The organism is Candidatus Pantoea soli, assembly GCF_007833795.1.
Taxonomy (GTDB): Bacteria; Pseudomonadota; Gammaproteobacteria; order Enterobacterales; family Enterobacteriaceae; genus Pantoea; species Pantoea soli.
In genome coordinates this window covers 3,124,536-3,146,631 of the sequence record NZ_CP032702.1, presented here as the reverse complement: position 1 = coordinate 3,146,631, position 22,096 = coordinate 3,124,536, and the positions used below count along the sequence as shown (strand labels likewise).

The 22,096-nt window shown below is 58.3% G+C and carries 18 protein-coding genes and 1 pseudogene; 16 read left to right on the top strand and 3 right to left on the bottom strand.

The window, feature by feature from the left end:
• Window positions 1-81: 81 nt before the first annotated feature.
• Window positions 82-1,794: pseudogene (locus D8B20_RS14520) on the bottom strand (flagellar biosynthesis protein FlhA); the annotation flags it as partial.
• A gap of 37 nt (window positions 1,795-1,831) precedes the next feature.
• Between D8B20_RS14520 and D8B20_RS14515 the strand changes: the two are divergent.
• Both D8B20_RS14515 and D8B20_RS14510 read left to right on the top strand, forming a co-directional pair.
• The gene (locus tag D8B20_RS14515) at window positions 1,832-2,575 is read left to right on the top strand and encodes an OmpA family protein (protein WP_261388036.1); all 744 of its coding nucleotides are present in this window, start codon (window positions 1,832-1,834) and stop codon (window positions 2,573-2,575) included.
• 269 nt (window positions 2,576-2,844) lie between these two features.
• Window positions 2,845-3,444, top strand: coding sequence for a hypothetical protein (locus D8B20_RS14510; RefSeq protein ID WP_145889518.1), 600 nt, complete (start codon window positions 2,845-2,847; stop codon window positions 3,442-3,444).
• 49 nt (window positions 3,445-3,493) lie between these two features.
• On the opposite strand, the gene D8B20_RS14505 is transcribed toward D8B20_RS14510, so the two are convergent.
• Window positions 3,494-4,114: a response regulator transcription factor gene (locus D8B20_RS14505; protein WP_145889517.1), complete on the bottom strand. Its 621-nt coding sequence runs from the start codon at window positions 4,112-4,114 to the stop codon at window positions 3,494-3,496.
• Window positions 4,115-4,382: 268 nt separating this feature from the next.
• Here D8B20_RS14505 and olsF point away from each other — a divergent pair, with 268 nt between their 5' ends.
• From olsF to D8B20_RS21855, 4 genes are all read left to right on the top strand, one after another.
• Window positions 4,383-6,101, top strand: coding sequence for a bifunctional ornithine lipid synthase OlsF (olsF, locus tag D8B20_RS14500; protein ID WP_145890600.1), 1,719 nt, complete (start codon window positions 4,383-4,385; stop codon window positions 6,099-6,101).
• 296 nt (window positions 6,102-6,397) lie between these two features.
• Complete coding sequence (locus D8B20_RS14495; protein ID WP_145889516.1) at window positions 6,398-9,241, top strand: bifunctional diguanylate cyclase/phosphodiesterase; 2,844 nt, start codon at window positions 6,398-6,400, stop codon at window positions 9,239-9,241.
• 127 nt (window positions 9,242-9,368) lie between these two features.
• Window positions 9,369-10,088: a hypothetical protein gene (locus D8B20_RS21860; RefSeq protein ID WP_261388035.1), complete on the top strand. Its 720-nt coding sequence runs from the start codon at window positions 9,369-9,371 to the stop codon at window positions 10,086-10,088.
• Window positions 10,089-10,610, top strand: coding sequence for a methyltransferase domain-containing protein (locus D8B20_RS21855; RefSeq protein ID WP_315901155.1), 522 nt, complete (start codon window positions 10,089-10,091; stop codon window positions 10,608-10,610).
• A gap of 69 nt (window positions 10,611-10,679) precedes the next feature.
• On the opposite strand, the gene ftnA is transcribed toward D8B20_RS21855, so the two are convergent.
• Window positions 10,680-11,186 (bottom strand): non-heme ferritin, encoded by a 507-nt coding sequence (gene ftnA / locus D8B20_RS14485; RefSeq protein WP_145889515.1) that lies wholly within the window; start codon window positions 11,184-11,186, stop codon window positions 10,680-10,682.
• Window positions 11,187-11,423: 237 nt separating this feature from the next.
• Between ftnA and D8B20_RS14480 the strand changes: the two genes are divergently transcribed.
• The 10 genes from D8B20_RS14480 (at window position 11,424) to deoD (ending at window position 22,035) form a co-directional block, all read left to right on the top strand.
• Window positions 11,424-12,527 (top strand): amidohydrolase, encoded by a 1,104-nt coding sequence (locus D8B20_RS14480; RefSeq protein WP_145889514.1) that lies wholly within the window; start codon window positions 11,424-11,426, stop codon window positions 12,525-12,527.
• A gap of 233 nt (window positions 12,528-12,760) precedes the next feature.
• On the top strand, window positions 12,761-14,350 hold the full coding sequence (gene prfC / locus D8B20_RS14475; protein ID WP_145889513.1) for a peptide chain release factor 3: 1,590 nt from the start codon (window positions 12,761-12,763) through the stop codon (window positions 14,348-14,350).
• Window positions 14,351-14,607: 257 nt separating this feature from the next.
• Window positions 14,608-15,195, top strand: coding sequence for a molecular chaperone OsmY (gene osmY / locus D8B20_RS14470; RefSeq protein WP_145889512.1), 588 nt, complete (start codon window positions 14,608-14,610; stop codon window positions 15,193-15,195).
• A gap of 98 nt (window positions 15,196-15,293) precedes the next feature.
• A complete protein-coding gene (locus D8B20_RS14465) occupies window positions 15,294-15,455 on the top strand; it encodes a DUF1328 domain-containing protein (protein WP_145889511.1) in 162 nt (53 codons plus the stop codon).
• Window positions 15,456-15,633: 178 nt separating this feature from the next.
• Window positions 15,634-16,689 carry a patatin-like phospholipase family protein gene (locus tag D8B20_RS14460; RefSeq protein ID WP_145889510.1) on the top strand — a complete coding sequence of 352 codons (1,056 nt, stop codon included), beginning with the start codon at window positions 15,634-15,636 and terminating at the stop codon, window positions 16,687-16,689.
• Window positions 16,686-17,462: a TatD family hydrolase gene (locus D8B20_RS14455; RefSeq protein WP_145889509.1), complete on the top strand. Its 777-nt coding sequence runs from the start codon at window positions 16,686-16,688 to the stop codon at window positions 17,460-17,462. The genes D8B20_RS14460 and D8B20_RS14455 overlap by 4 nt, the downstream gene beginning before the upstream one ends.
• Window positions 17,463-17,748: 286 nt before the next feature.
• On the top strand, window positions 17,749-18,528 hold the full coding sequence (gene deoC, locus D8B20_RS14450) for a deoxyribose-phosphate aldolase (RefSeq protein ID WP_145889508.1): 780 nt from the start codon (window positions 17,749-17,751) through the stop codon (window positions 18,526-18,528).
• 117 nt (window positions 18,529-18,645) lie between these two features.
• A complete protein-coding gene (deoA, locus tag D8B20_RS14445; protein WP_145889507.1) occupies window positions 18,646-19,968 on the top strand; it encodes a thymidine phosphorylase in 1,323 nt (440 codons plus the stop codon).
• A gap of 94 nt (window positions 19,969-20,062) precedes the next feature.
• On the top strand, window positions 20,063-21,286 hold the full coding sequence (gene deoB, locus D8B20_RS14440) for a phosphopentomutase (RefSeq protein WP_145889506.1): 1,224 nt from the start codon (window positions 20,063-20,065) through the stop codon (window positions 21,284-21,286).
• A gap of 35 nt (window positions 21,287-21,321) precedes the next feature.
• Window positions 21,322-22,035 (top strand): purine-nucleoside phosphorylase, encoded by a 714-nt coding sequence (gene deoD, locus D8B20_RS14435; RefSeq protein ID WP_145889505.1) that lies wholly within the window; start codon window positions 21,322-21,324, stop codon window positions 22,033-22,035.
• Window positions 22,036-22,096 lie beyond the last annotated feature (61 nt).

Below are 22,096 nucleotides of genomic sequence, written 5' to 3'. Positions count from 1 at the left end.
CAGTAAACCACATCACAGTGAAGGAAATCAGAGACAGATAACCGCTGTTTTTTTATAACAGTTGCCGCAGTGTGGCGCCGCTTAGCCGCTCACCTGGCCGACAATCTGCAGATTGGCATCATCGGGCACCTCATTGTAGGACAGTACGTTCAGCCCTTTGGCAAACAGCCGCGCATAGCGGGCAATCAACGGACGCAGCTGCGGCGTCACCAGCAGCACCTGCGTCAGGTTTTGCGCTTTCAGCTGCTCGACAATCACCGGCAGCGTGCTCTGCAGCTGGGTCAGGATATTCGGATCAACCGGGAAACTGTCCAGCGCCACTTTGCCGCTCTGCTGTGCCTGGTTGAGGGCGGCCAGCAGCAGGTTTTCCAGCTCGTTATCCAGCGTATAGGCGGAGAGCGGCTTGTGATCCGGCGCGATCGCCGCCACCATAGCCCGGCGCAGGGCATAGCGCACATCGGCGGTCAGCAGGATCGGATCTTTGGTCACCGCTACGCTCTCCAGCAGCGTGGTGGCAATGGTGGTGATGTCCTTGAGCGAAACCTGATCGGTAAGCAGCAGCCGGTACACCCGCAGCTGCAGGCTGTAATTCACGGCGGCGTTGAGATCGTCAGAGAGCTTCGGCGCCACGCCCGCCAGGCGCTGATGCAGCGAGGTGATGTCGTCATAATTAAACAGTTCAGGCAGATGCTCGCGCACCACTTTATTCACATGGGTGGCGATCACGCTGGCGCAGTCCACCACCTGATAGCCCAGATTCAGCGCTTTGGCTTTCTGCTCCGGCAGGATCCAGGTCACCGCCATACCGTAGGCGGGATCGGTATCCAGCAGGCCGTCGATCTCGCCGTACTGATCCGGCCCGGGGATCGCCATCAGACGATCGGCATGCACCTCACCCACGGCGGTACGTACCCCATTGATCTTGATAGCGTACTGCGCGGGTTTGAGGTGAAAATCTTCGCGCAGGGCAATCTCCGGCAGCAGCACGCCGCTGGTTTCCGATACCACCTGCCGCACGCCGCGCATGCGCTGGGTCAGCGGGGCGCCTTTGCCTTTATCCACCAGCGTGACCAGCTTATAACCAAGGTTCAGGCCAATCGGTTCCACCAGCGGAATGTTTTCCCAGCCGATGGCGGGCTGCGCGTCCGGCTGCGCCAGTGCCTGCTGGATGGCTGCTATCTCCGCCTCATCCTGCACCGGTGCCTGCACCCGGCGGCTCTGCCGCCATGCCGCAAACAGCAGCAGGGCAGTAAAGGCCAGGAACACCAGGTGCGGCATGCCCGGCACCACGGCCAGCACAAACATCACGCCCGCCGCGGTATACAGCGTGGCGGGTTTGGCCAGCAGCTGTGCTTTTACCTCGGCACCCATATCGGCACCGTCGCTGATGCGCGTCACGATGATCGCCGCTGCGGTAGAGAGCAGCAGCGACGGGATCTGCGCCACCAGCCCGTCACCGATGGTCAGCAGCACGTACTGTTCGAACGCCTGGCCCGCCGGCAGGCCGTGACGGAATACGCCAATCAGAATGCCGCCCAGCACGTTGATCAGCAGGATCATGATGCCGGCGACGGCGTCGCCGCGCACAAATTTCGAGGCGCCGTCCATCGCGCCGTAGAAGTCCGCTTCGTTACTGACATCCTGCCGGCGGGCGCGCGCCTGCTCCTGGTTGATCAACCCGGCGTTGAGATCGGCGTCGATCGCCATCTGCTTGCCCGGCAGCGCATCCAGCGTAAAGCGCGCTGAGACCTCCGAAATACGCTCCGCGCCTTTGGTCACCACCACGAAGTTAATTGTCGGTGCGGTCAGCGAGGAGGAGCGGCGCGAGATTGTGGCGCAGCTGCACGGCACCTCGATCTTCAGCGGCTCCGGCTTTGATCCCTTTGACGTGGAGAATCGTCATGGCAGCGCCATTATCGGCGAGACGCTGGCCAACACGCCGCCGACGCAGAACGCCACGGTCAGCCCGCCGGCACCGGCGGACACACCGAGCCGTCCGCGTCGCGAGGGCGAGCCGCTGGAAGCGGTGCTGTCACGCGCGGATGCAGAGCTGGCGCAGCTGCAGGCACTGATCCAAAGCATCATTGATAACCATCATGCGCAAAATCATCTGACGCTGGTGACGCTGCCGCAGGGGCTGCGCATTCTGATTCAGGACGATCGCGAGCGCATGATGTTTCCCCGCGGCAGCGCCGTGCTGACGCCCTTTTTTCAGCGCCTGCTGACCGAGCTGGGGCCGGTGTTCAACCGCATTGATAACCGCATCATGATCAGCGGGCATACCGACGCGGCCCCTTACAGCGGCAGCGCCATCTACAACAACTGGAACCTCTCCGGCGACCGGGCGCTGGCGGCACGGCGCGCGCTGGAGCAGGGCGGGCTGGAGAGCACGCGCGTGCTGCAGGTGAATGCCATGGCCTCCCGCATGCCGCTGGATAAAGACCATCCGCGCAGCGCGCGCAACCGGCGTATCGAAATCATGGTGTTAACCGATGCGGCGGCAGAAACCCTGTATCAGTTTTATGGCCGCGATGGGGAGAATGTTGTGAAACCTATTGCTGAACGTCTGCGATAACCTGTCAGTGCCTTTGAATCAGTGATTGATTCAGCCGGTGGCGAACGCTACCGGTTTTTTTTTGCCTGCGCGCCGCACGAAAAGCAGGTGCCGATCGCCGGCAGTCTCAGGCTGGCAAACGCCGCGGCACAAAATGTTAAAGATGTTAACAACTAATTTGGCTTTAGAACGCTAAATCCTTCTTTTTTGGTAATTTTGCTGCGATGCGCACATTGCATTGGCGTGTGGCTTTGCCACAATAAAGCAACATCGCTTTCCGGAGAAAGAGTATGACTGTCCAATCATCCAGCCTGCTGTTACTGATGTCTTTCGCCGCAGGCACCTTTTCAGCAGGTGCATCCAGCAATCCGCAGCATCTGATGCTCTCGTTGCCGTCTGGCGGCGTGCCGAATAATCCGCTGCCGCTGATTATCTGGCCGCAGGTGGTGCCGGATGAAGAAGAGGACAGCGCGGCCTGGTTTGAACGCACCTTTACCGCCAGCGGCTGGCCCGCGGCGTGGCGTGCGCCGATCTTCCCTTATACGCACTACCACCCGAATACCCATGAAGTGCTGGGGGTTGGCGCAGGCTGGGCGGAAGTGCTGTTTGGCGGCGACAGCGGGCGCATGGTGACGCTGCGCGAAGGCGACGCGGTGCTGATTCCGGCGGGCGTCGGCCACAAACAGGTGTTTGCCTCTGACGACTTTTTTACCGTAGGCGCCTATCCGCAGGGCTTTGCGCCGGAAACGCTGCGCGATGAACCTGCTCACCTGCGTGAAGCAAAACTGCGTATTCAGCAGGTGCCGCTGCCGGCGCACGATCCCTTTACCGGTGGCGAAGGGGCGATGACGGAAATCTGGGGCCCGATTGCGCATCAGCTGCTGCCCTGACTGGGCCATGCCCCTGTTCCGGCTCGCTGCCGCAACAGGGGCGCGTCGCTCACACCAGCTCGTTTTCCCGGGCGGCGGTATTTATCCCGCTGACCCCTTTCAGGCCCAGCTTGCGCAGAATTTTTATTTTATAGGTGCTGACGGTTTTACTGCTTAGCTGCAGCTGTGAGGCGATCTGCTTATTGCTCATGCCGGAAGCTAATTTCACCAGCACCATTAATTCCCGCCGCGTCAGACTCATCAGTTTTTCACTGTCTATCAGCTCCTGCACATTGGCCGATGCCTGGGTTATCGGATAAAAGCGCTGGCCGCGCTCCACGGCTTTGATCGCTTTAAGCAGTGTATTCAGCTCGCCGCGTTTACAGACGTAGCCCTCCACGCCCAGCTGCAGGCAGCAGCGCTGATAAAACAGGCTTTCAGAGGCGGTAAAGACGATGATTTTCTGCTGCGGCAAAATGCGTTTGATATCGGCAATCAGCGGGATACCGGCGCGGCCCGGCATGGTGAGATCCAGCAGCAGGACGTCCGGCTGCCGCTGATGCAGTTGCGCGATCAGGAAATCGCCGGAATGGGCGATAGCCGCGACGGAATAATGGTAAGTCGTTAAAAGTGCCTCAATAGCGGTACAGATCAGGGGATGGTCATCAACAATAAATACCGAATGAATCATATATGTAGTCCGAAAATAAACAAAAAGAAGCCAAAAATAAAAACGGATGAAAATAATGAAGCAGAGGTGTGACCCGATTTATCCATGCGTCTTAGCGGGAAGATTTAAGGTCTGTCTGAAAATTCTGAGAGGGGGGCAATAAACTATTACCGGTATGGCTTTGTCATGAGGCGGGACTTTTTCTGCATCAGCGCGGCCCGATCATAAATCTGAAAACAAGCCGTTTTAACGTCGGAGCCATTCCTCGCTGCGCATAAAAAGGTGAATGATGTTTTCTGTTGATCAGCTTCTGACAACTTACTGGCCAGGACATCAGCCCGCCGGCTGGCAGAAAAGCCTGCTGAAATGGGCGGTACGCGAACAGGAGTTTCAGTGTTTCGCCGCGCGCTATCCGCATCTGAAAGGGGTGGATATGGTGGAGCAGGTGCTGGAGCACCTGAATGTGCGCTGTGAGCTGAGCGAGCGCGATCTGGAGCAGATCCCCACGCGCGGCCCGGTGGTCATCGTGGCCAACCATCCGCTGGGGGCGCTGGATGGCCTGGCGCTGCTGGCCGCGGTGTCGCAGGTGCGGCGCGACGTCAAAATTGTCGCCAACCGCATGCTGATGCTGCTGGAACCCCTCAATAACCTGATGCTGCCGGTGGACAATATGGGCAACCGCACCAGCCGCGAGCAGCTGACCCGCATGCAGCAGCATCTGGACAATCAGGGCGTGCTGATTGTGTTTCCGGCGGGCGAAGTGTCGCGGCTCTCCAGCCGCGGCGTGCGCGACAGCCAGTGGCATCACAGCTTTCTGCGCCTTGCCGCCCGCGCCCGCGCGCCGATCGTGCCGGTGCATGTGGCGGGCCGCAACAGCCTGGCGTTTTACGCCGCGGCAAACATTGCGGCACCGCTGGCGCTGCTGATGCTGGTACGCGAAATGTTTCGCCAGCGCGGGGCGCGCATCAAGCTGCACATTGGCGAACAGATCCCGTTTGCGCACTGGCACGACGGCCATACGCCGGGCAAAGCGCTGGCGAAGCGCCTGCGTAAACACCTTTACCGCATCGGCCAGGGACGACGCGGCCTGTTTCAGACCGAAGCCGCCATCGCCCGGCCGGAAGATCGTGCCGAACTGAAAAAGGCGCTGCTGGAGAGCGAGCGGCTCGGCACGCTGCCGGACGGCAAGCAGATCTACCTGTGGCGGCGCAACGGCGCCAGCTGGGTGCCGCTGCTGCGCGAGCTGGGCCGCCTGCGTGAGATTGCGTTTCGCGCGGTAGGGGAAGGCAGCGGACGCCGCCGCGATCTGGATAAATATGATGATGACTACTATCACCTGATTTTGTGGGACGACGAGGCGCTGGAGATTGTCGGAGCTTACCGCTTTATTCCCGGCGCGGAGCAGCTGGCACGGCGCGGGCTGGAGGGCATCTACAGCGACAGCCTGTTCCACTACGATGAACGCATGCTGCCGATTATCCATCAGGGGCTGGAGCTGGGACGCAGCTTTATTCAGCCTGCCTACTGGGGCAAGCGCGGGCTGGATTATCTGTGGATGGGCATTGGCGCATATATTGCGCGCTATCCGCAAACCCGCTATCTGTTTGGGCCGGTCTCTATCTCCGGCGGTATGCCGCTGGCGGCGCGGGATTTACTGGTGGCCTTTTACCGTCTCTACTTCCCGACCGAACTGCCGCTCGCCACGTCACGACGGCCGTATCCCGCCTCACTGCCTGAAGTACTGGCCCAGTTCACCGGGGATAACTATGCCGAGGATTTACGCCGGCTTAAGCACCTGCTGGCCAACCTCGGTACGGCCATTCCGACGCTGTATAAACAGTATTCCGAGGTCTGCGAGCCGGGCGGGGTGCAGTTTATCGATTTCGGCAGCGATCCGGATTTCAATCACTGCATCGACGGGCTGGTTTTAGTGGATCTGACGCGCATTAAGCCGTCGCGCTATGCGCGCTATATCGGGATGCATTTACCGCTGGATCAGGCTGGCTAAGCGCCGGGCCGGGCGGCGCACGCCCGGCTGGCCACCCTTTTGCAGCCACTCCTGCTGCTGAACCGCTCTCCTCTTAACACACCGTCACCGCACTAAGCTGCTGGCAGCGTCAATGCCGGTTCGCTGATTAACTTTTCAACTGAACGTTTTCTCGCCACAGCCGATAACCCTACTACCAACTTTTGTCTGCGGGCGATTTGCGCTTGTAAGCTATGCGCTTTTACGTTTAAGTCTGCAGTACAATTAAGAATATTCTGAAGTGCCGGGATCGGCCAGGCCAGAACAGGCGAATAAAAATGAATAATAACTCTGACGTGATGTACCGGTTACTGGTGCAGAGCGTGGTGGATTACGCCATTTATATGCTCCAACCGGATGGCACCGTGGCGAACTGGAATGCCGGGGCGCAGCGCGCCAAGGGCTATACGCCTGACGAAATCGTCGGGAAAAATTTTGCGCTCTTTTACAGCGAAGAAGATCGCAAAAATGGTGCGCCGCAGCGCGGGCTGTCGGTGGCAACGGCGGTGGGGCGCTATGAAACCGAAGGCTGGCGCTATCGCAAAGATGGCAGCGCCTTCTGGGCACACGTGGTGATCGATGCCATCCGCGATGAAAGCGGCCTGCTGCTTGGGTTTGCCAAAATCACCCGCGACTGTACGCAGCAGCAGGCGCTGCAGCGCAAACAGCGTGAACAGGAGCAGCGTTTCCGTTTATTGGTGGAAGGCGTAACGGACTACGCCATCTATATGCTCGATCTGGACGGCAACGTCGAAAACTGGAATGCCGGTGCGCAGCGTGCCAAAGGTTACGTGGCCGAAGAGATTGTAGGTCAGCATTTCTCACGCTTTTACAGCGCGCAGGATCGGCAGGCGCGCATTCCGGAGCGGAATCTGGACACCGCCTTCAAAACCGGCCGTTTTGAGGATGAAGGCTGGCGTTACCGCAAAGATGGCAGCGCGTTCTGGGCACATGTCATCATTGATGCTATTCGTGACGATGCGGGCAAACTGATTGGCTATGCCAAAATCACCCGTGACTGCACCGAACAGCAGGCGCTGCTGCGCCAGCAGCGCGAGCATGAAAAAACCTTCCGCCTGCTGGTGGAAGGGGTAACCGATTACGCCATCTACATGCTGGACGTGCAGGGCCGCGTGGTGAACTGGAACGCCGGAGCGCAGCGTGCCAAAGGCTATGTGGCGGAGGAGATTGTCGGCCAGCACTTTGCGGTGTTTTACGGCGCGCAGGATCGCCAGGCGCATACGCCGGATGCCAATCTGGGGATTGCGCTGAAAACCGGCCGTTTTGAAGATGAGGGCTGGCGCTATCGCAAAGACGGCTCCGCCTTCTGGGCGCACGTGGTGATTGATGCCATTCACGATGAAAACGGCAAACTGATTGGCTTCGCCAAAATCACCCGTGATGTCACCGAGCGCCGCGAGCAGGAACAGCAATTGTTACGCGCACGCGATCTGGCCCAGGCGCAAAGCGCGAAAATGTCCGAGCTCTCCAGCTTTCTGGAAACCATCATCAGCAATATTCCCTCCTGTGTCATTGTCGAAGACGCCATCAGCCGCGAAATTCTGATGGTGAACGACAAGGCGCAGCAGCTGTTTGGCGTCAGCAAATCCCTGCTGATGCACAAGCGGCCGCACGAGTGTATGTCGGCCGAGCTGAGCGACTACTTCAACAGCCTGGCGGATATTGCGCTGCGCAGTGAAGGCATTCATGCGCGGGAGCAGATGCTGCTGACGGCCAGCGGTGAGCGCATCCTGCATACCCGCGCCACCACCATCAGCGGCAAGGATATGCGGCAGAATTATGTGATGCTGATTGTGGAAGACGTCACCGACCAGCGCGAAGCCGACGCGCGTATTCACCATATGGCGCATCACGACAACCTGACCAGCCTGCCGAACCGTATTCTGTTCCGTCAGCGGCTGAGCGAAGCGCTGCGCGTGGATAACCAGCACCGCCAGATCAGCGCCACGCTGTGCCTCGACCTTGATAACTTTAAAAATGTGAACGATGCGCTGGGTCATCAGATTGGTGACGAGCTGCTGCGCGTGGTCGCGAAGCGCCTGCGTAACGTCCTGCGCGATCACGACACGCTGGCGCGCATCGGCGGCGACGAGTTCGCCATTGTGCTGCCAAACATCCGCATGGCCGATGAAGCCGCCATTGTGGCGCAGCGGCTGATAGAAGCGATCCGTCCTCCGATCAATGTCGAAGGACATAACCTCTCGGTGGGCCTGAGCGTGGGTATCGCGCTGACCTCGCAAACCACCAACACGCCGGAGCATATGCTGCGCTGCGCCGACATGGCGCTGTACGAAGCCAAGCGCAACGGCCGTAATCGCTACGAACATTTCACGCTGGAAATGGACGATCTGGCGCGCAGCCGGCGGGTGATTGAAAACGATCTGCGTGAAGCGATCACCGGACGCCAGCTGAAGCTCTATTACCAGCCTATCACCAGTGAAAACGGCATTATCGGCTATGAGGCTCTGATGCGCTGGCATCATCCGGTTAAGGGGTTAATCATGCCGAATGATTTTATTCCGATCGCCGAAGAGACCGGGCTGATCCATATGCTGGGTGCTTACGCCCTGTATGAAGCCTGTCGTGAAGCGCAAAGCTGGGAGACGGCGCAGTCGGTCTCGGTCAATCTCTCGCCGCTGCAGTTCAAGAACAGTTCGCTGGTGTCGGTGGTGGAGGGCGCGCTGCGCGAATCCGGCCTTGCGCCTCAGCGGCTGGAGGTGGAGATCACCGAGTCGGTACTGCTGGACGATACGCTGGGCAACATTCGTACGCTGCAAAGCCTGAAAACGCTGGGCGTGCAGATTGCACTGGATGATTTTGGCACCGGCTACTCTTCCCTCAGCTATCTGCGTTCGTTCCCGTTCGACAAGATCAAAATTGATAAGTCCTTTATTAACGACATGGCTGACAGCCGTGAGGCGCTGGCGATCATCCGGGCAATAACCGGCATGAGCCGCAGTCTGGATATTCAGATTACGGCGGAAGGGGTGGAAAACAGCGAGCAGTTTGCAAAGCTGCGTGAAGAGGGCTGTACCCTGTTCCAGGGCTATCTGTTTGGCCGCCCGCAGCCGTCCGAACTGCGGCTGAAGCAGCTGGAGTAAGGTTTCCCTGAGTACGGTGTGAGCGGAATCTTCTTTTCCGCTCCCTGTTTTAACGCATTGAAAATCAGCGATAAAATATCTGGCACGTGTTTTGCTCAAAAGGTTTTTTTCCTGAGAGCAAAAACGAATGGGCACTTTAAAACGTTTTAATATTAAACAGCTGGCGGATACCCACCAGGTGACGCACGTCATTGAAACCGGTTTTGGCCGCGGCGCTTCCAGCCGGTACAGTATCGATTGCGGTATGCAGGTGCTGTCATGCGAAATCTACACGCCGCTTTATGATGCGGCCCCGGACTGGCCGGCATTACAGCTGTTTAATCATGACAGCCTGACATTCCTCGGCCAGCAGGCCGTCAGAGAGGTGATTAACAGTACGCGCACGCTGATTTTTCTGGATGCGCATTTTCCTGGTGCCGACTTTCAATTCGAAGCCTACGACAGCGATAACTATGATGAAGAGACGCGTTTACCGCTGATCGGTGAAATGGCGCTGTTGCAGGATAACGCCGCGAATGCCCTGATTATTATTGATGATACGCGGGTTTATCTGCGTAATGCCTACCGCGCCTTATCAACTGATCTACTGGGGGAACCGCCTGCCGACCGGGAGCAAGCCTTTCTGCTGGCGCTGGGCCAGTTTCAGAAAACGCATAAAATTCAGTTCCTGCAGCAGGATACCGGCTATGCCATTCTCTGGCCGCGTCGCTGGGGCGAGTTTGCGCTGCCGAAAAACATTCTGGCGGGCGACCTGACGCAGAACTTTATCCTGCAAAGCGAAGTACCGGGAACCACCTGTATGTCCATAAATCGCCGTTTACTGGACGCCCGTTTCAGTCTGCGCTGACTGCGGGGCCGCGGACTTGATATTGGCGGTGGTCACGACAGTATTGGCGTTTACCAGTCGCTGTTTCCCCTGATAACCAGTGTCACCGTGTTCGATTTGCCACAGGGTGACGCGCAGGATCTGGCCTGCGTGCCGGATAACGAATTTGATTTCGTCTATTCGGCACATTGTCTGGAACATGTGCGCGATCCGTTTATCGCGTTGCCAAACTGGTTACGGGTGGTGAAACCGGGCGGTCATCTGGTGCTGACGGTGCCTGATGAAGATATGTATGAACAGGGCGTCTGGCCCTCCACATTCAATGACGATCACAAATCCACCTTTACGCCGTTTAAACACCGGAGCTGGTCACCGGTCTCGGTCAATGTGCTGACATTGCTGCAAACGCTGCCAGGCACATTCAGCATTGAAAAGATCGAACGGCTGACGCACAGCCATATGCCGCTGGCGGGTCGATTTGATCAAACCCGCACAGCTTTCGCAGAGAGCGGCATTGAGATCATTATCCGTAAAGAGGCGTAACGCGCGTCATAAAAAACGCCCGACAGGATCGGGCGTGATAGGTGTTGCGGTGTGTTTGCGGGCGTATTTTTACTGACCGTGGCCTTCGGCATTCATGCGGCCCAGATCTTTATCCACCAGGAACAGGCCTTCGCCTTTATTGCCCACCAGCGCCAGTTTATCCAGCACGGTTTTAAACAGTTTCTCTTCTTCATGCTGCTCGGCGACATACCACTGCAGGAAGTTAAAGGTTGAATAATCCTGTGAGGTCAGCGCGGCATGCACCAGCTCGTTGATTTTACGCGTGATCAGCTGCTCATGCTTCAGCGCTTCTTCCAGCACATCGTTCAGTGAGTTCCAGCTGATGGCTGGCGCGGCAATGCTGCCCAGCACCGGCAGGGAACCCGCATCGCTGACGTAATCAAACAGGCGCTGCATATGCTCCATCTCTTCACGCGAGTGCATTTTCAGGAATGAAGCGGCACCCTCGAACCCTTTATCGCTGCACCAGGCGCTCATTTGCAGATACAGGTTGGCAGAGAAAAATTCCAGGTTCAGCTGGTCGTTCAGGCGTGAGGTCATTTCAGCAGTTAACATGGCTGAGTCCTATCAGTTGAATGGGGTAAAGTGCGCAAAATTATGCCTCAGAGCGGACTTTTTTGTGAAGGCTTTTTCGCAAAAATGTGCAATTTATCTCATTGATTATAAATGGAATTATTCCATTTGTTGAATGCGAAGGATTCTCAGGTTTGACTGATTTTCATTCACGGCAGATTGCGCCGTGCGGCGTATCGGTGGATGCTGGAGAGACCTTTATCTGTCAGGAGCTTAGCGGTGCCGAACGTTCAGGAACACTACCATTTTCTGCATGACATCCCGGAGCTGGGATTTCAGGAGTTCAAAACCTCTGCGTATATCGCCAGCCAGTTGGCGCAGGCGGGCATCCCGCTGACGCAGGGCGTCAACAATACCACCGGCATCGTGGCGGAAATTGACAGCGGCGTGCCGGGGCCGGTGCTGGCGCTGCGCGCTGACATGGATGCGCTGGGGCATGTGATTGACGGCGTGGCCTGTGCGCGCCACACCTGCGGACACGATGCCCACTCTGCCGTGGTGCTCAGCGCCGCACAGCAGCTGATGCAGGAAGGCGCGATTAAAAAAGGGCGGCTGAAGCTGCTGTTTCAGCCAGCGGAAGAGCTGGGCACCGGAGCACTGGCGATGCTTGAAGGCGGCGCGCTGGCGGATGTGGAGATGATTTTAGGTTTTCATTTGCGGCCGCAGGAAGAGTGTCGCCTGGGACAGGCCACGCCGGCGGTGCTTTACTCGGCGTGCAGCACGCTGGAGGCCACCATCAAAGGGGTACCGGCGCACGCGGCGCGTCCGCATCAGGGCGTTAACGCGCTGGATGCGGCGGTGCAGGCAGTGCAGGCGGTCAACGCGCTGCATCTGGCACCAGGGCTGAGCTGGAGCGTCAAGGCCACGCGTTTTCTCTGCGATGCGGGCGTGACCAACTCTGTGCCGGACGAAGCGCGTGTGGTGTGGGATCTGCGTTCACAGGAAAATGCGCCGATGGCGACGCTGAAGCAGAAAGTGACGCAGGCGATTCAGCACAGCGTGGCGGCGCTGGGCGCGCACGCGGAAGTGGTGGTGCTGAAAGAGATGCCGGCCGCAGACATCCACGAGGACGCCACGGCGTTAATCCGCGCGGCCATTGTCGATGTGCTGGGCGAGGAGGGCCTGCTGTCCGCCCGCACCACGCCGGGCAGCGAGGATTTCTTTTTCTATCCGGTGCAGCTGCCGCAGCTAAAAGCGGGCTTCTGGGGGCTGGGCTGCGATCTGCTTCCCGGCCTGCACCATCCGGATATGCGCTTTGATCGGCGTGCGCTGGAGCAGGGCGTGCACATCTTCAAAGCCGCCGTGGTGCGTATGCTGGGCTAGCGCTGCGGCCTGCCGCAGGCCGTATGTGACGATTTCCCCGGTTGCTGAAATATTGTATGCTATGCCGCCTCAACGCTGACTGGATAACCGGACTGCCACCGATGTAGACGTACACACTCTGTTGTGCGCCGACGCTGTTGCGTCACGACGGGCGCCGTTATCCGCTGGCGATATGCCGGCACGATTTATCCGCAGCGCGCGGCCTGCGCGTTGCCCTGAAGAAGAATGCATACATGTCTATTGCTCCCTTTTTAGAAGAAGTGGCGCGCCGCCGTACCTTTGCGATCATCTCGCACCCGGACGCCGGTAAAACCACAATCACCGAAAAAGTCCTGCTGTTCGGACAGGCGATTCAGACCGCCGGTACCGTCAAGGGCCGCGGCTCCAGCCAGCACGCCAAATCTGACTGGATGGAGATGGAAAAGCAGCGTGGTATTTCTATTACCACCTCGGTGATGCAGTTCCCTTACCGTGACAGCCTGGTGAACCTGCTGGATACACCGGGGCACGAAGACTTCTCCGAAGATACCTACCGCACGCTGACGGCGGTGGACTGCTGCCTGATGGTCATCGATGCCGCCAAAGGTGTTGAAGATCGTACCCGTAAGCTGATGGAAGTGACGCGCCTGCGCGATACGCCGATCATCACCTTTATGAACAAACTCGACCGTGACATCCGCGATCCCATGGAGCTGCTGGATGAAGTGGAGAGCGAGCTGAAAATCGCCTGTGCGCCGATCACCTGGCCGATTGGCTGCGGCAAGCTGTTCAAAGGCGTTTATCACCTCTATAACGATGAGACGTACCTGTATCAGAGCGGCAAAGGCCACACCATCCAGGAAGTGCGCGTGGTGAAAGGCCTGAACAACCCGGATCTGGATGAGGCGGTAGGCGAAGAGCTGGCGCAGCAGCTGCGTGACGAGCTGGAGCTGGTGCAGGGTGCCTCGCATGAGTTCGATCAGGCACTGTTCCTCAGCGGCGAGATTACGCCGGTGTTCTTCGGAACCGCGCTGGGTAACTTTGGTGTGGATCATATGCTGGATGGCCTGGTTTCCTGGGCGCCGGCGCCGATGCCGCGCCAGAGCGATACCCGCACCGTTGAAGCCAGCGAAGAGAAGTTCAGCGGCTTTGTGTTTAAGATTCAGGCCAACATGGACCCGAAACACCGTGACCGCGTGGCCTTTATGCGTGTGGTTTCCGGTAAATATGAAAAGGGCATGAAGCTGCGCCAGGTTCGCACCGGTAAAGACGTGGTGATCTCGGACGCGCTGACCTTTATGGCGGGCGACCGTTCGCACGTTGAAGAGGCGTACCCGGGCGATATTATTGGTCTGCATAACCACGGTACCATTCAGATCGGCGATACCTTCACCCAGGGTGAAAACATGAAGTTCACTGGCATTCCGAACTTCGCCCCGGAACTGTTCCGCCGTATTCGCCTGCGCGATCCGCTTAAGCAGAAACAGCTGCTGAAAGGGCTGGTCCAGCTGTCTGAAGAGGGCGCGGTGCAGGTATTCCGTCCGGTGCACAACAACGACCTGATCGTCGGGGCCGTCGGTGTGCTGCAGTTTGACGTCGTTGTGGCGCGTCTAAAGAGCGAGTACAACGTTGAAGCGATTTATGAAGCGATCAACGTCTCGACGGCGCGCTGGGTCGAGTGCAGTGATGCGAAGAAGTTTGATGACTTCCAGCGTAAAAATGAGATCAACCTGGCGCTGGATGGCGGCGATAATCTTACCTATATCGCGCCGACCATGGTTAACCTCAATATCACCCAGGAACGCTATCCTGACGTGACCTTCCGTAAAACGCGCGAGCACTGATTTCGCCGCGCCAGCCGGGCCAGTGATAATCACTGGCCCTGTTTTTTCTGTTACAGACTCCTCCTAATTGCGCTGCCTTTATCGCTTTTTGGCGATATATCAACCACAAAAGCCAGCAAAACCTCTAATCCCTACTATGATTATTCTGTCGGACGAGAAAACAGCATGCGCTGATTACGTCCATTAAGGCAGCAACGCGGTTTGTTGCTGACGCATTCGCGGTTGCGGGTGAGTTAACTGATAGAAGGATGATATCGATGAATAAGACTAAGATTGCTAAGACCCTGATTGCTGCGCTGGCAGGTACGGCGTTACTGAGTGGTGCGGCGTTTGCAGCAGACACCAGCAGCACGGGTTCCAAAATCGATAGTTCTATGAAAAAAGTCGATGGTTTTATGGATGACAGCGGCATCACCGCCAAAGCCAAAGCGGCGCTGGTTGATGACGACGCGATTAAAAGCACGGATATCTCGGTGAAAACGCAGCAGGGCGTCGTGACGCTGAGTGGTTTTGTTACCTCTCAGGATCAGGCTGAAAAAGCCGTCGCGCTGGTGCAGAAAGTCGAAGGGGTAAAATCCGTCAGTGACAAACTACACGTACGAGACAGCAAACAGAGTTCGCTAAAAGGTTATGCCGGTGATGCAGCAACCACCAGTGAAATTAAAGCTAAACTTTTAGCAGATGACATTGTGCCATCGCGCAACGTGAAGGTGGAAACCACGGATGGCGTAGTACAGCTGTCAGGAGAAGTGGCGAATCAGGCGCAGTCCGATCGTGCAGAAAAGATCGCCAAAGCCATTGAAGGCGTGAAAAGCGTGAAGAATGACCTCAAGGTGAAATCTTAACGCGTCAGCAACGGCATCATCCGGTGCCGTTGCGCTTTAAAAACAATGATGTGAAAGAAATAAGCAGTTCGATTTTCACTATGGTAAAGGAGAGGCTTATGTTTCGTTGGGGTATTATCTTTCTGGTTATCGCGCTGATCGCTGCAGCACTGGGATTCGGCGGTCTGGCAGGTACGGCAGCATGGGCAGCTAAGATTGTCTTTATTGTTGGTATTATTCTGTTCCTCGTTAGCCTGTTCACCGGGCGCAAACGCCTCTGACCACGCGTTAAAACGGTAACCCGCGAGTCACGTAAAGCGGAGACCAGTCATATGCGGCACGCCGGATAGCCGCAGCGACGGCACCATGCGGTCGGTCAGGGAGTGACAATGACTGGTTCTCCGGGATGCAACTGTGACAGCTTCCCTCAGAGCAATAACATTCACTGAGGGATCACCATTGGGAACGCGTATTCCGATGTCGCTGGACACCTTTGAGCCACTGGCGCTCACGCCCTTTAAATCCAGGAAAATTGCCTTAGTCTGCGAAGGCGGCGGCCAGCGCGGCATTTTTACCGCCGGCGTGCTCGACGAGTTCCAGCGGGCAGGCTTTAATCCCTTTCATCTGCTGCTCGGCACCTCGGCCGGCGCACAAAATCTCTCGGCTTTTGTCTGCGGACAACCCGGCTATGCCCGCCGCGTGATTACCCGTTACACCACCAGCAAACTGTTTTTTGATCCCCTGCGCTTTGTGCGCGGCGGCCACCTGATTGATCTGGACTGGCTGGTGGAGATCACCCGACAGGAGTTTCCGCTGGCGCTGAGCAGTGCGCAGAAGCTGTTTGCCAATGGCAGTGAGTTTTACATGTGCGCCTGCCGCAGCGATGACTACAGCGCACACTACTTCAATCCCACCGATCTCACCTGGCATGACATCATCAAAGCCTCCAGCGCCATTCCCGGTTTTTACCGCAGCGGCGTGCTGATGGATGGCATCAGCTATCTGGATGGCGGCATCAGTGATGCGATCCCGGTTCGCGAAGCGGCGCGGCGCGGTGCCGATACCATCGTGGTGATCCGTACGGTGCCGTCGCAGATGTTCTACACGCCAAAATGGTTCAAACGCATGGAGCGCTGGCTGAGCGACGGCGCGCTGCAGCCGATGATTAACGTGCTGCATCATCATGAAGAGAGTTACCGCCAGATTCAGCAGTTTATTGAGCAGCCGCCGGATGACCTGCGCATCATCGAAATCTATCCGCCCAGGCCGCTGGCCAGCATGGCGCTGGGCAGCCGGATCGCCTCGCTCAATCAGGATTATCATCTGGGACGGCGCACCGGGCGTTATTTTCTCGCCACGCTCGGCCAGTGGCTGAGCGACGCCGAGCCGCTGCTGCGTCCGGCGCGGGTCACGCCACCCGCTGCAGTGGCAAACGAGCCGGATATCGTCCGCACCGTCAACACGCCACCGCTGGCGGACAATGACGCCGATCTGGATACCGGGTCGCTGGCATGAGGTTTATCGATACGCACTGCCACTTTGATTTCCCGCCGTTCGTCGACGACGCAGAGAACAGCATCGCGCGTGCGGCGCAGGCCGGGGTAGAAAAGATCATCGTACCCAGCGTCGATGCCAGCCGGTTTGCGCGCGTCAGCCAGCTGGCGCAGCAGCATGACGCGCTGTTTTCTGCGCTGGGCCTGCATCCGATCAACATTGCGCTGCATCAGGATGCGCACCTTGACCAGCTGGAACAGCGGTTACAGACGCCCGATGCGAAACGGGTCGCCATCGGCGAGATCGGACTGGATCTCTATATGGCGCAGGCCGATTTTCCGCGCCAGACTTATCTGCTGGACGCGCAGCTGAAGCTGGCGAAACGTTACGACCTGCCGGTCATTCTGCATTCGCGCCGCACGCACGATCAGCTGGCGCAGCATCTGCGCCGGCACGCGCTGCCCCGCTGCGGCGTGGTACACGGCTTTGCCGGCAGCCAGCAGCAGGCGGAGCGTTTTATCCAGCTGGGTTATGCGATTGGTGTAGGCGGCACCATCACCTATGAACGTGCCAGCAAAACCCGCCGCACTATTGCCAGCCTGCCGCTGACGGCGCTACTGCTGGAAACCGATGCGCCGGATATGCCGCTGCAGGGCTTTCAGGGCCAGCCTAACCGGCCTGAGCAGGCGCGCCGGGTGTTTGAGGTGCTGTGCCAGCTACGCCCTGAGCCGCCGGATGTGATTGCCGATGCGCTGTGGCAAAACACGCTGCGTCTGTTTGCCTTTCCCGCCTGATTCCGCGCCATGCGGTGCGGCTGCCTCACCGGCGTTGTAGCGCACAGCCATGGCGATTCGCGATACACTTTTTCGTCATCTTTTGTGATAATAATCACAACGCCCGTGCCGGCGCAGAACCGGCATGCTGGCGGTAATATGTGACCTTTATCACTAAATTACTGCACGATAGCAACGGGTTTTCTATTTCTGTGTGATATAGCGCGCAATTTCCTGCTGCAGGAATTGTTAGAATTATCACATTCCCCGGCGGCTGAACCTGCCGGACTGACTTCCGGAGACTGACATGACCGATCTGAACGCTGCTGCACAACGCGCCCTGCGCCTGATGGACCTGACCACCCTGAATGAAGACGATACCGATGAAAAGGTGATCGCCCTGTGTCATCAGGCAAAATCACCGGCGGGTAACACGGCCGCTATCTGCATCTATCCGCGCTTCATTCCGATTGCGCGCAAAACGCTGCGCGAGCAGGGCACGCCGGATATCCGGATTGCCACCGTGACTAACTTCCCGCACGGCAACGATGATATTGAGATCGCGCTGGCGGAAACCCGTGCCGCCATTGCCTACGGCGCGGACGAAGTGGACGTGGTATTCCCGTACCGTGCGCTGATTGCCGGTAACCGCGAGACCGGTTTTGCGCTGGTCAAAGCCTGTAAAGAAGCCTGTGCGGCGGCGGGCGTGCTGCTGAAAGTCATTATCGAAACCGGCGAGTTGAAAGAGGAAGCGCTGATTCGCGCTGCGTCGGAGATTGCCATTGATGCCGGCGCCGACTTCATCAAAACCTCTACCGGCAAGGTGCCGGTGAATGCCACGCCAGAAGTGGCGGCGATCATGATGCAGGTGATCCGCGAAAAGGGCGTACAGCAGCAGGTTGGCTTCAAACCGGCCGGCGGTGTGCGTAGCGCTGAAGATGCCGCCATCTATCTGCAGCTGGCGGACGACATCCTCGGCAGCGGCTGGGCCGATGCACGCCACTTCCGCTTCGGCGCATCCAGCCTGCTGGGCAGCCTGCTGAACACCCTCGGTCACGCCACCACCAGCAGTAAAGCGGGTTATTGATCCTGTCGCGGCCGCCCTGCAGGCGAGCCGCGGCGCGTGTTTCGTCATGGCGCACCCTGCGGCGCCGTGACGGTTACCGATACCCGTCATTCCATTCCTTTTTTAGCGGAGGCAACGGTGTTTCTGCCACAAGAAATCATTCGTAAAAAGCGCGACGGCCAGGCGCTGAGCGAAGCGGAGATTCGCTTTTTCATCAATGGCGTACGCGACAACAGCGTCACTGAAGGCCAGATCGCCGCGCTGGCCATGACCATCTGGTTCCATGATATGACCCTGCCCGAGCGCGTGGCGCTGACCATGGCTATGCGCGATTCCGGGACGGTACTCAACTGGCAATCGCTCAACCTTAACGGCCCCGTCGTTGATAAACACTCCACCGGCGGCGTCGGCGATGTGACGTCGCTGATGCTTGGCCCGATGGTGGCCGCCTGTGGCGGCTATGTGCCGATGATCTCCGGCCGCGGTCTTGGCCATACCGGCGGTACGCTGGATAAGCTGGAGGCGATTCCGGGCTTTGACATTTTTCCCAGTGATGACCGTTTCCGTCAGATTATCAAAGAGACCGGCGTGGCGATTATCGGGCAGACCAACTCGCTGGCCCCGGCGGATAAACGGTTTTACGCCACGCGCGACATTACCGCCACCGTCGATTCGATTCCGCTGATTACCGCCTCGATTCTGGCGAAAAAGCTGGCGGAAGGGCTGGATGCGCTGGTGATGGATGTGAAGGTGGGCTCCGGCGCGTTTATGCCGACGTATGCCGCCTCAGAGCAGCTGGCGCAGGCGATTACCGGCGTGGCAAACGGTGCCGGCTGTAAAACCACGGCGCTGCTCACCGACATGAATCAGGTACTGGCCTCCAGCGCCGGAAACGCGCTGGAAGTGCGGGAAGCGGTGCAGTTCCTTACCGGTGCGGCACGTAATCCGCGGCTGCTGGAAGTGACGCTGGCGCTGTGCGCAGAGATGCTGATCTCCGGTAAACTGGCGGCCAGCGAGCAGGAAGCGCGGCAGAAACTGCAGCAGGTGCTGGATAACGGCAAAGCGGCTGAGGTGTTCGCGCGGATGGTTGCCGCGCAGAAAGGGCCGGCTGATTTTATCGAGCGCATGGACAGTTATCTGCCTGCGCCGGTACTGAGCAAAGCGGTTTATGCCGATGCGCCAGGTATCGTCAGCGCGATGGATACGCGGGCGCTGGGCATGGCGGTGGTGTCACTGGGCGGTGGCCGCCAGCGCGCCAGCGATGCGATTGATTACAGCGTGGGCCTGAGCCAGATGATCACGCTCGGCAGCCACGCAGACGCGCAGCAGCCGCTGGCGATCATCCATGCGGCGTCCGAAGCGCAGTGGCAGCAGGCGGCGGAAGCGGTCAAAGCCGCCATCACCCTCAGCGATACGGCACCGGAAGCAACGCCGGTGGTCTATCGCCGCATCAGCGAATAGTGGCGTAACTTCGTGCCAGGCAGCGGCCGTTCGGGTATACTGATCTGATCGCTTTTTTTTGACTTGTCATCGCGCTGTGGCGCAGGAGACTTGCATGAAACGTGCTTTTATTATGGTTCTCGACTCTTTCGGTATCGGCTCCAGCAAAGACGCCGATAAATTTGGTGACGCAGGATCGGACACCCTCGGCCATATCGCCGAAGCGTGTTTTGAAGGCCGCGCCAATGAAGGGCGTGAAGGGCCGCTGCATCTGCCGAACATGAACGCGCTCGGCCTCGGCAAAGCGGCTGAACTCTCTACCGGCCGCGTGCCGCCCGGGCTGGACCCGAATGCGGAAATCATCGGCGCTTACGCCTGTGCCAGCGAACTCTCTTCCGGCAAAGATACGCCGTCCGGACACTGGGAAATCGCCGGCGTACCGGTGCTGTTTGACTGGGGCTACTTTACTGACAAAGAAAACAGCTTCCCGCAGGAGCTGCTGGATACGCTGGTCAGACGCGCCGATCTGCCGGGCTACCTCGGTAACTGCCACTCTTCCGGTACGGTGATCCTGGATCAGCTGGGTGAAGAGCATATGAAAACCGGCAAGCCGATTTTCTATACCTCGGCGGATTCGGTGTTCCAGATTGCCTGCCACGAAGAGACCTTTGGCCTTGATCGCCTGTACACACTGTGTGAAATCGCGCGTGAAGAGCTGACCAACGGCGGCTACAACATTGGCCGCGTGATCGCGCGTCCGTTCGTGGGCGATAAAGCCGGCAGCTTCCAGCGCACCGGTAACCGTCACGATCTGGCCGTGGAACCGCCTTCACCCACCATGCTGAAAAAGCTGGTGGATGAGAAGGGCGGCGAAGTGATCTCCGTCGGGAAAATCGCGGATATCTACGCCCACCAGGGCATCACGCAGAAGGTCAAAGCCACCGGGCTGGACGCGCTGTTTGATGCCACCATTGCGCAGATGAAGCAGGCCCCGGACAATGCCATTGTGTTCACGAACTTCGTGGATTTCGATTCCACCTGGGGACATCGTCGCGATATCGCCGGTTATGCAGGCGGACTGGAACTGTTTGACCGTCGTCTGCCGGAGCTGATGGCGCTGGTGAAAGAGGGCGATATTCTGATCCTCACCGCAGACCACGGCTGTGACCCAAGCTGGCGCGGAACGGAACATACGCGTGAGCACATTCCGATTCTGATCTACGGCCCGGGCGTGAAGCCAGGTTCGCTGGGGCATCGTGACACCTTTGCCGATATCGGTCAGACCATCGCGCACTATTTTGGCCTGTCCAGCATGGACTACGGCAAAAGCTTGCTGTAAAACAGCGACCACTTTTTTCATAAGGAAGAACAACCATGGCAACTCCTCATATTAATGCCGAAATGGGCGATTTCGCGGACGTCGTACTGATGCCAGGCGATCCTCTGCGTGCAAAACACATCGCGGAAACCTTCCTCGAAGACGTCGTGGAAGTGAATAACGTGCGTGGCATGCTGGGTTTCACCGGCACCTATAAAGGCCGCAAAATCTCCGTGATGGGCCACGGTATGGGTATTCCCTCATGCTCGATCTACACCAAAGAGCTGATTACCGATTTCGGCGTGAAAAAAATCATTCGCGTGGGTTCCTGCGGTGCGGTGCGTGCCGATGTGAAACTGCGCGACGTGGTGATTGGACTGGGTGCCTGCACCGATTCCAAAGTGAACCGTATGCGCTTTAAGGATCACGATTTCGCCGCCATTGCGGATTTCGACATGGTACGTAACGCGGTTGACGCAGCGAAAGCGCTGGGCGTTGACGCACGCGTGGGTAACATCTTCTCGGCTGACCTGTTCTACACGCCAGACCCGCAGATGTTCGACGTCATGGAGAAGTACGGCATTCTCGGCGTGGAGATGGAAGCGGCCGGTATCTACGGCGTGGCCGCTGAGTTCGGGGCGAAAGCGCTGACCATCTGTACCGTGTCGGATCATATCCGCACTCACGAGCAGACCACCGCCGCTGAGCGTCAGACCACGTTCAACGATATGATCAAAATCGCACTGGAATCGGTGCTGCTGGGCGACTAAGCGCCCGGCGCGGCGGGCTCACCTGCCGTCACCGCACGAGCGACTGCGCGGGCGTTAATCG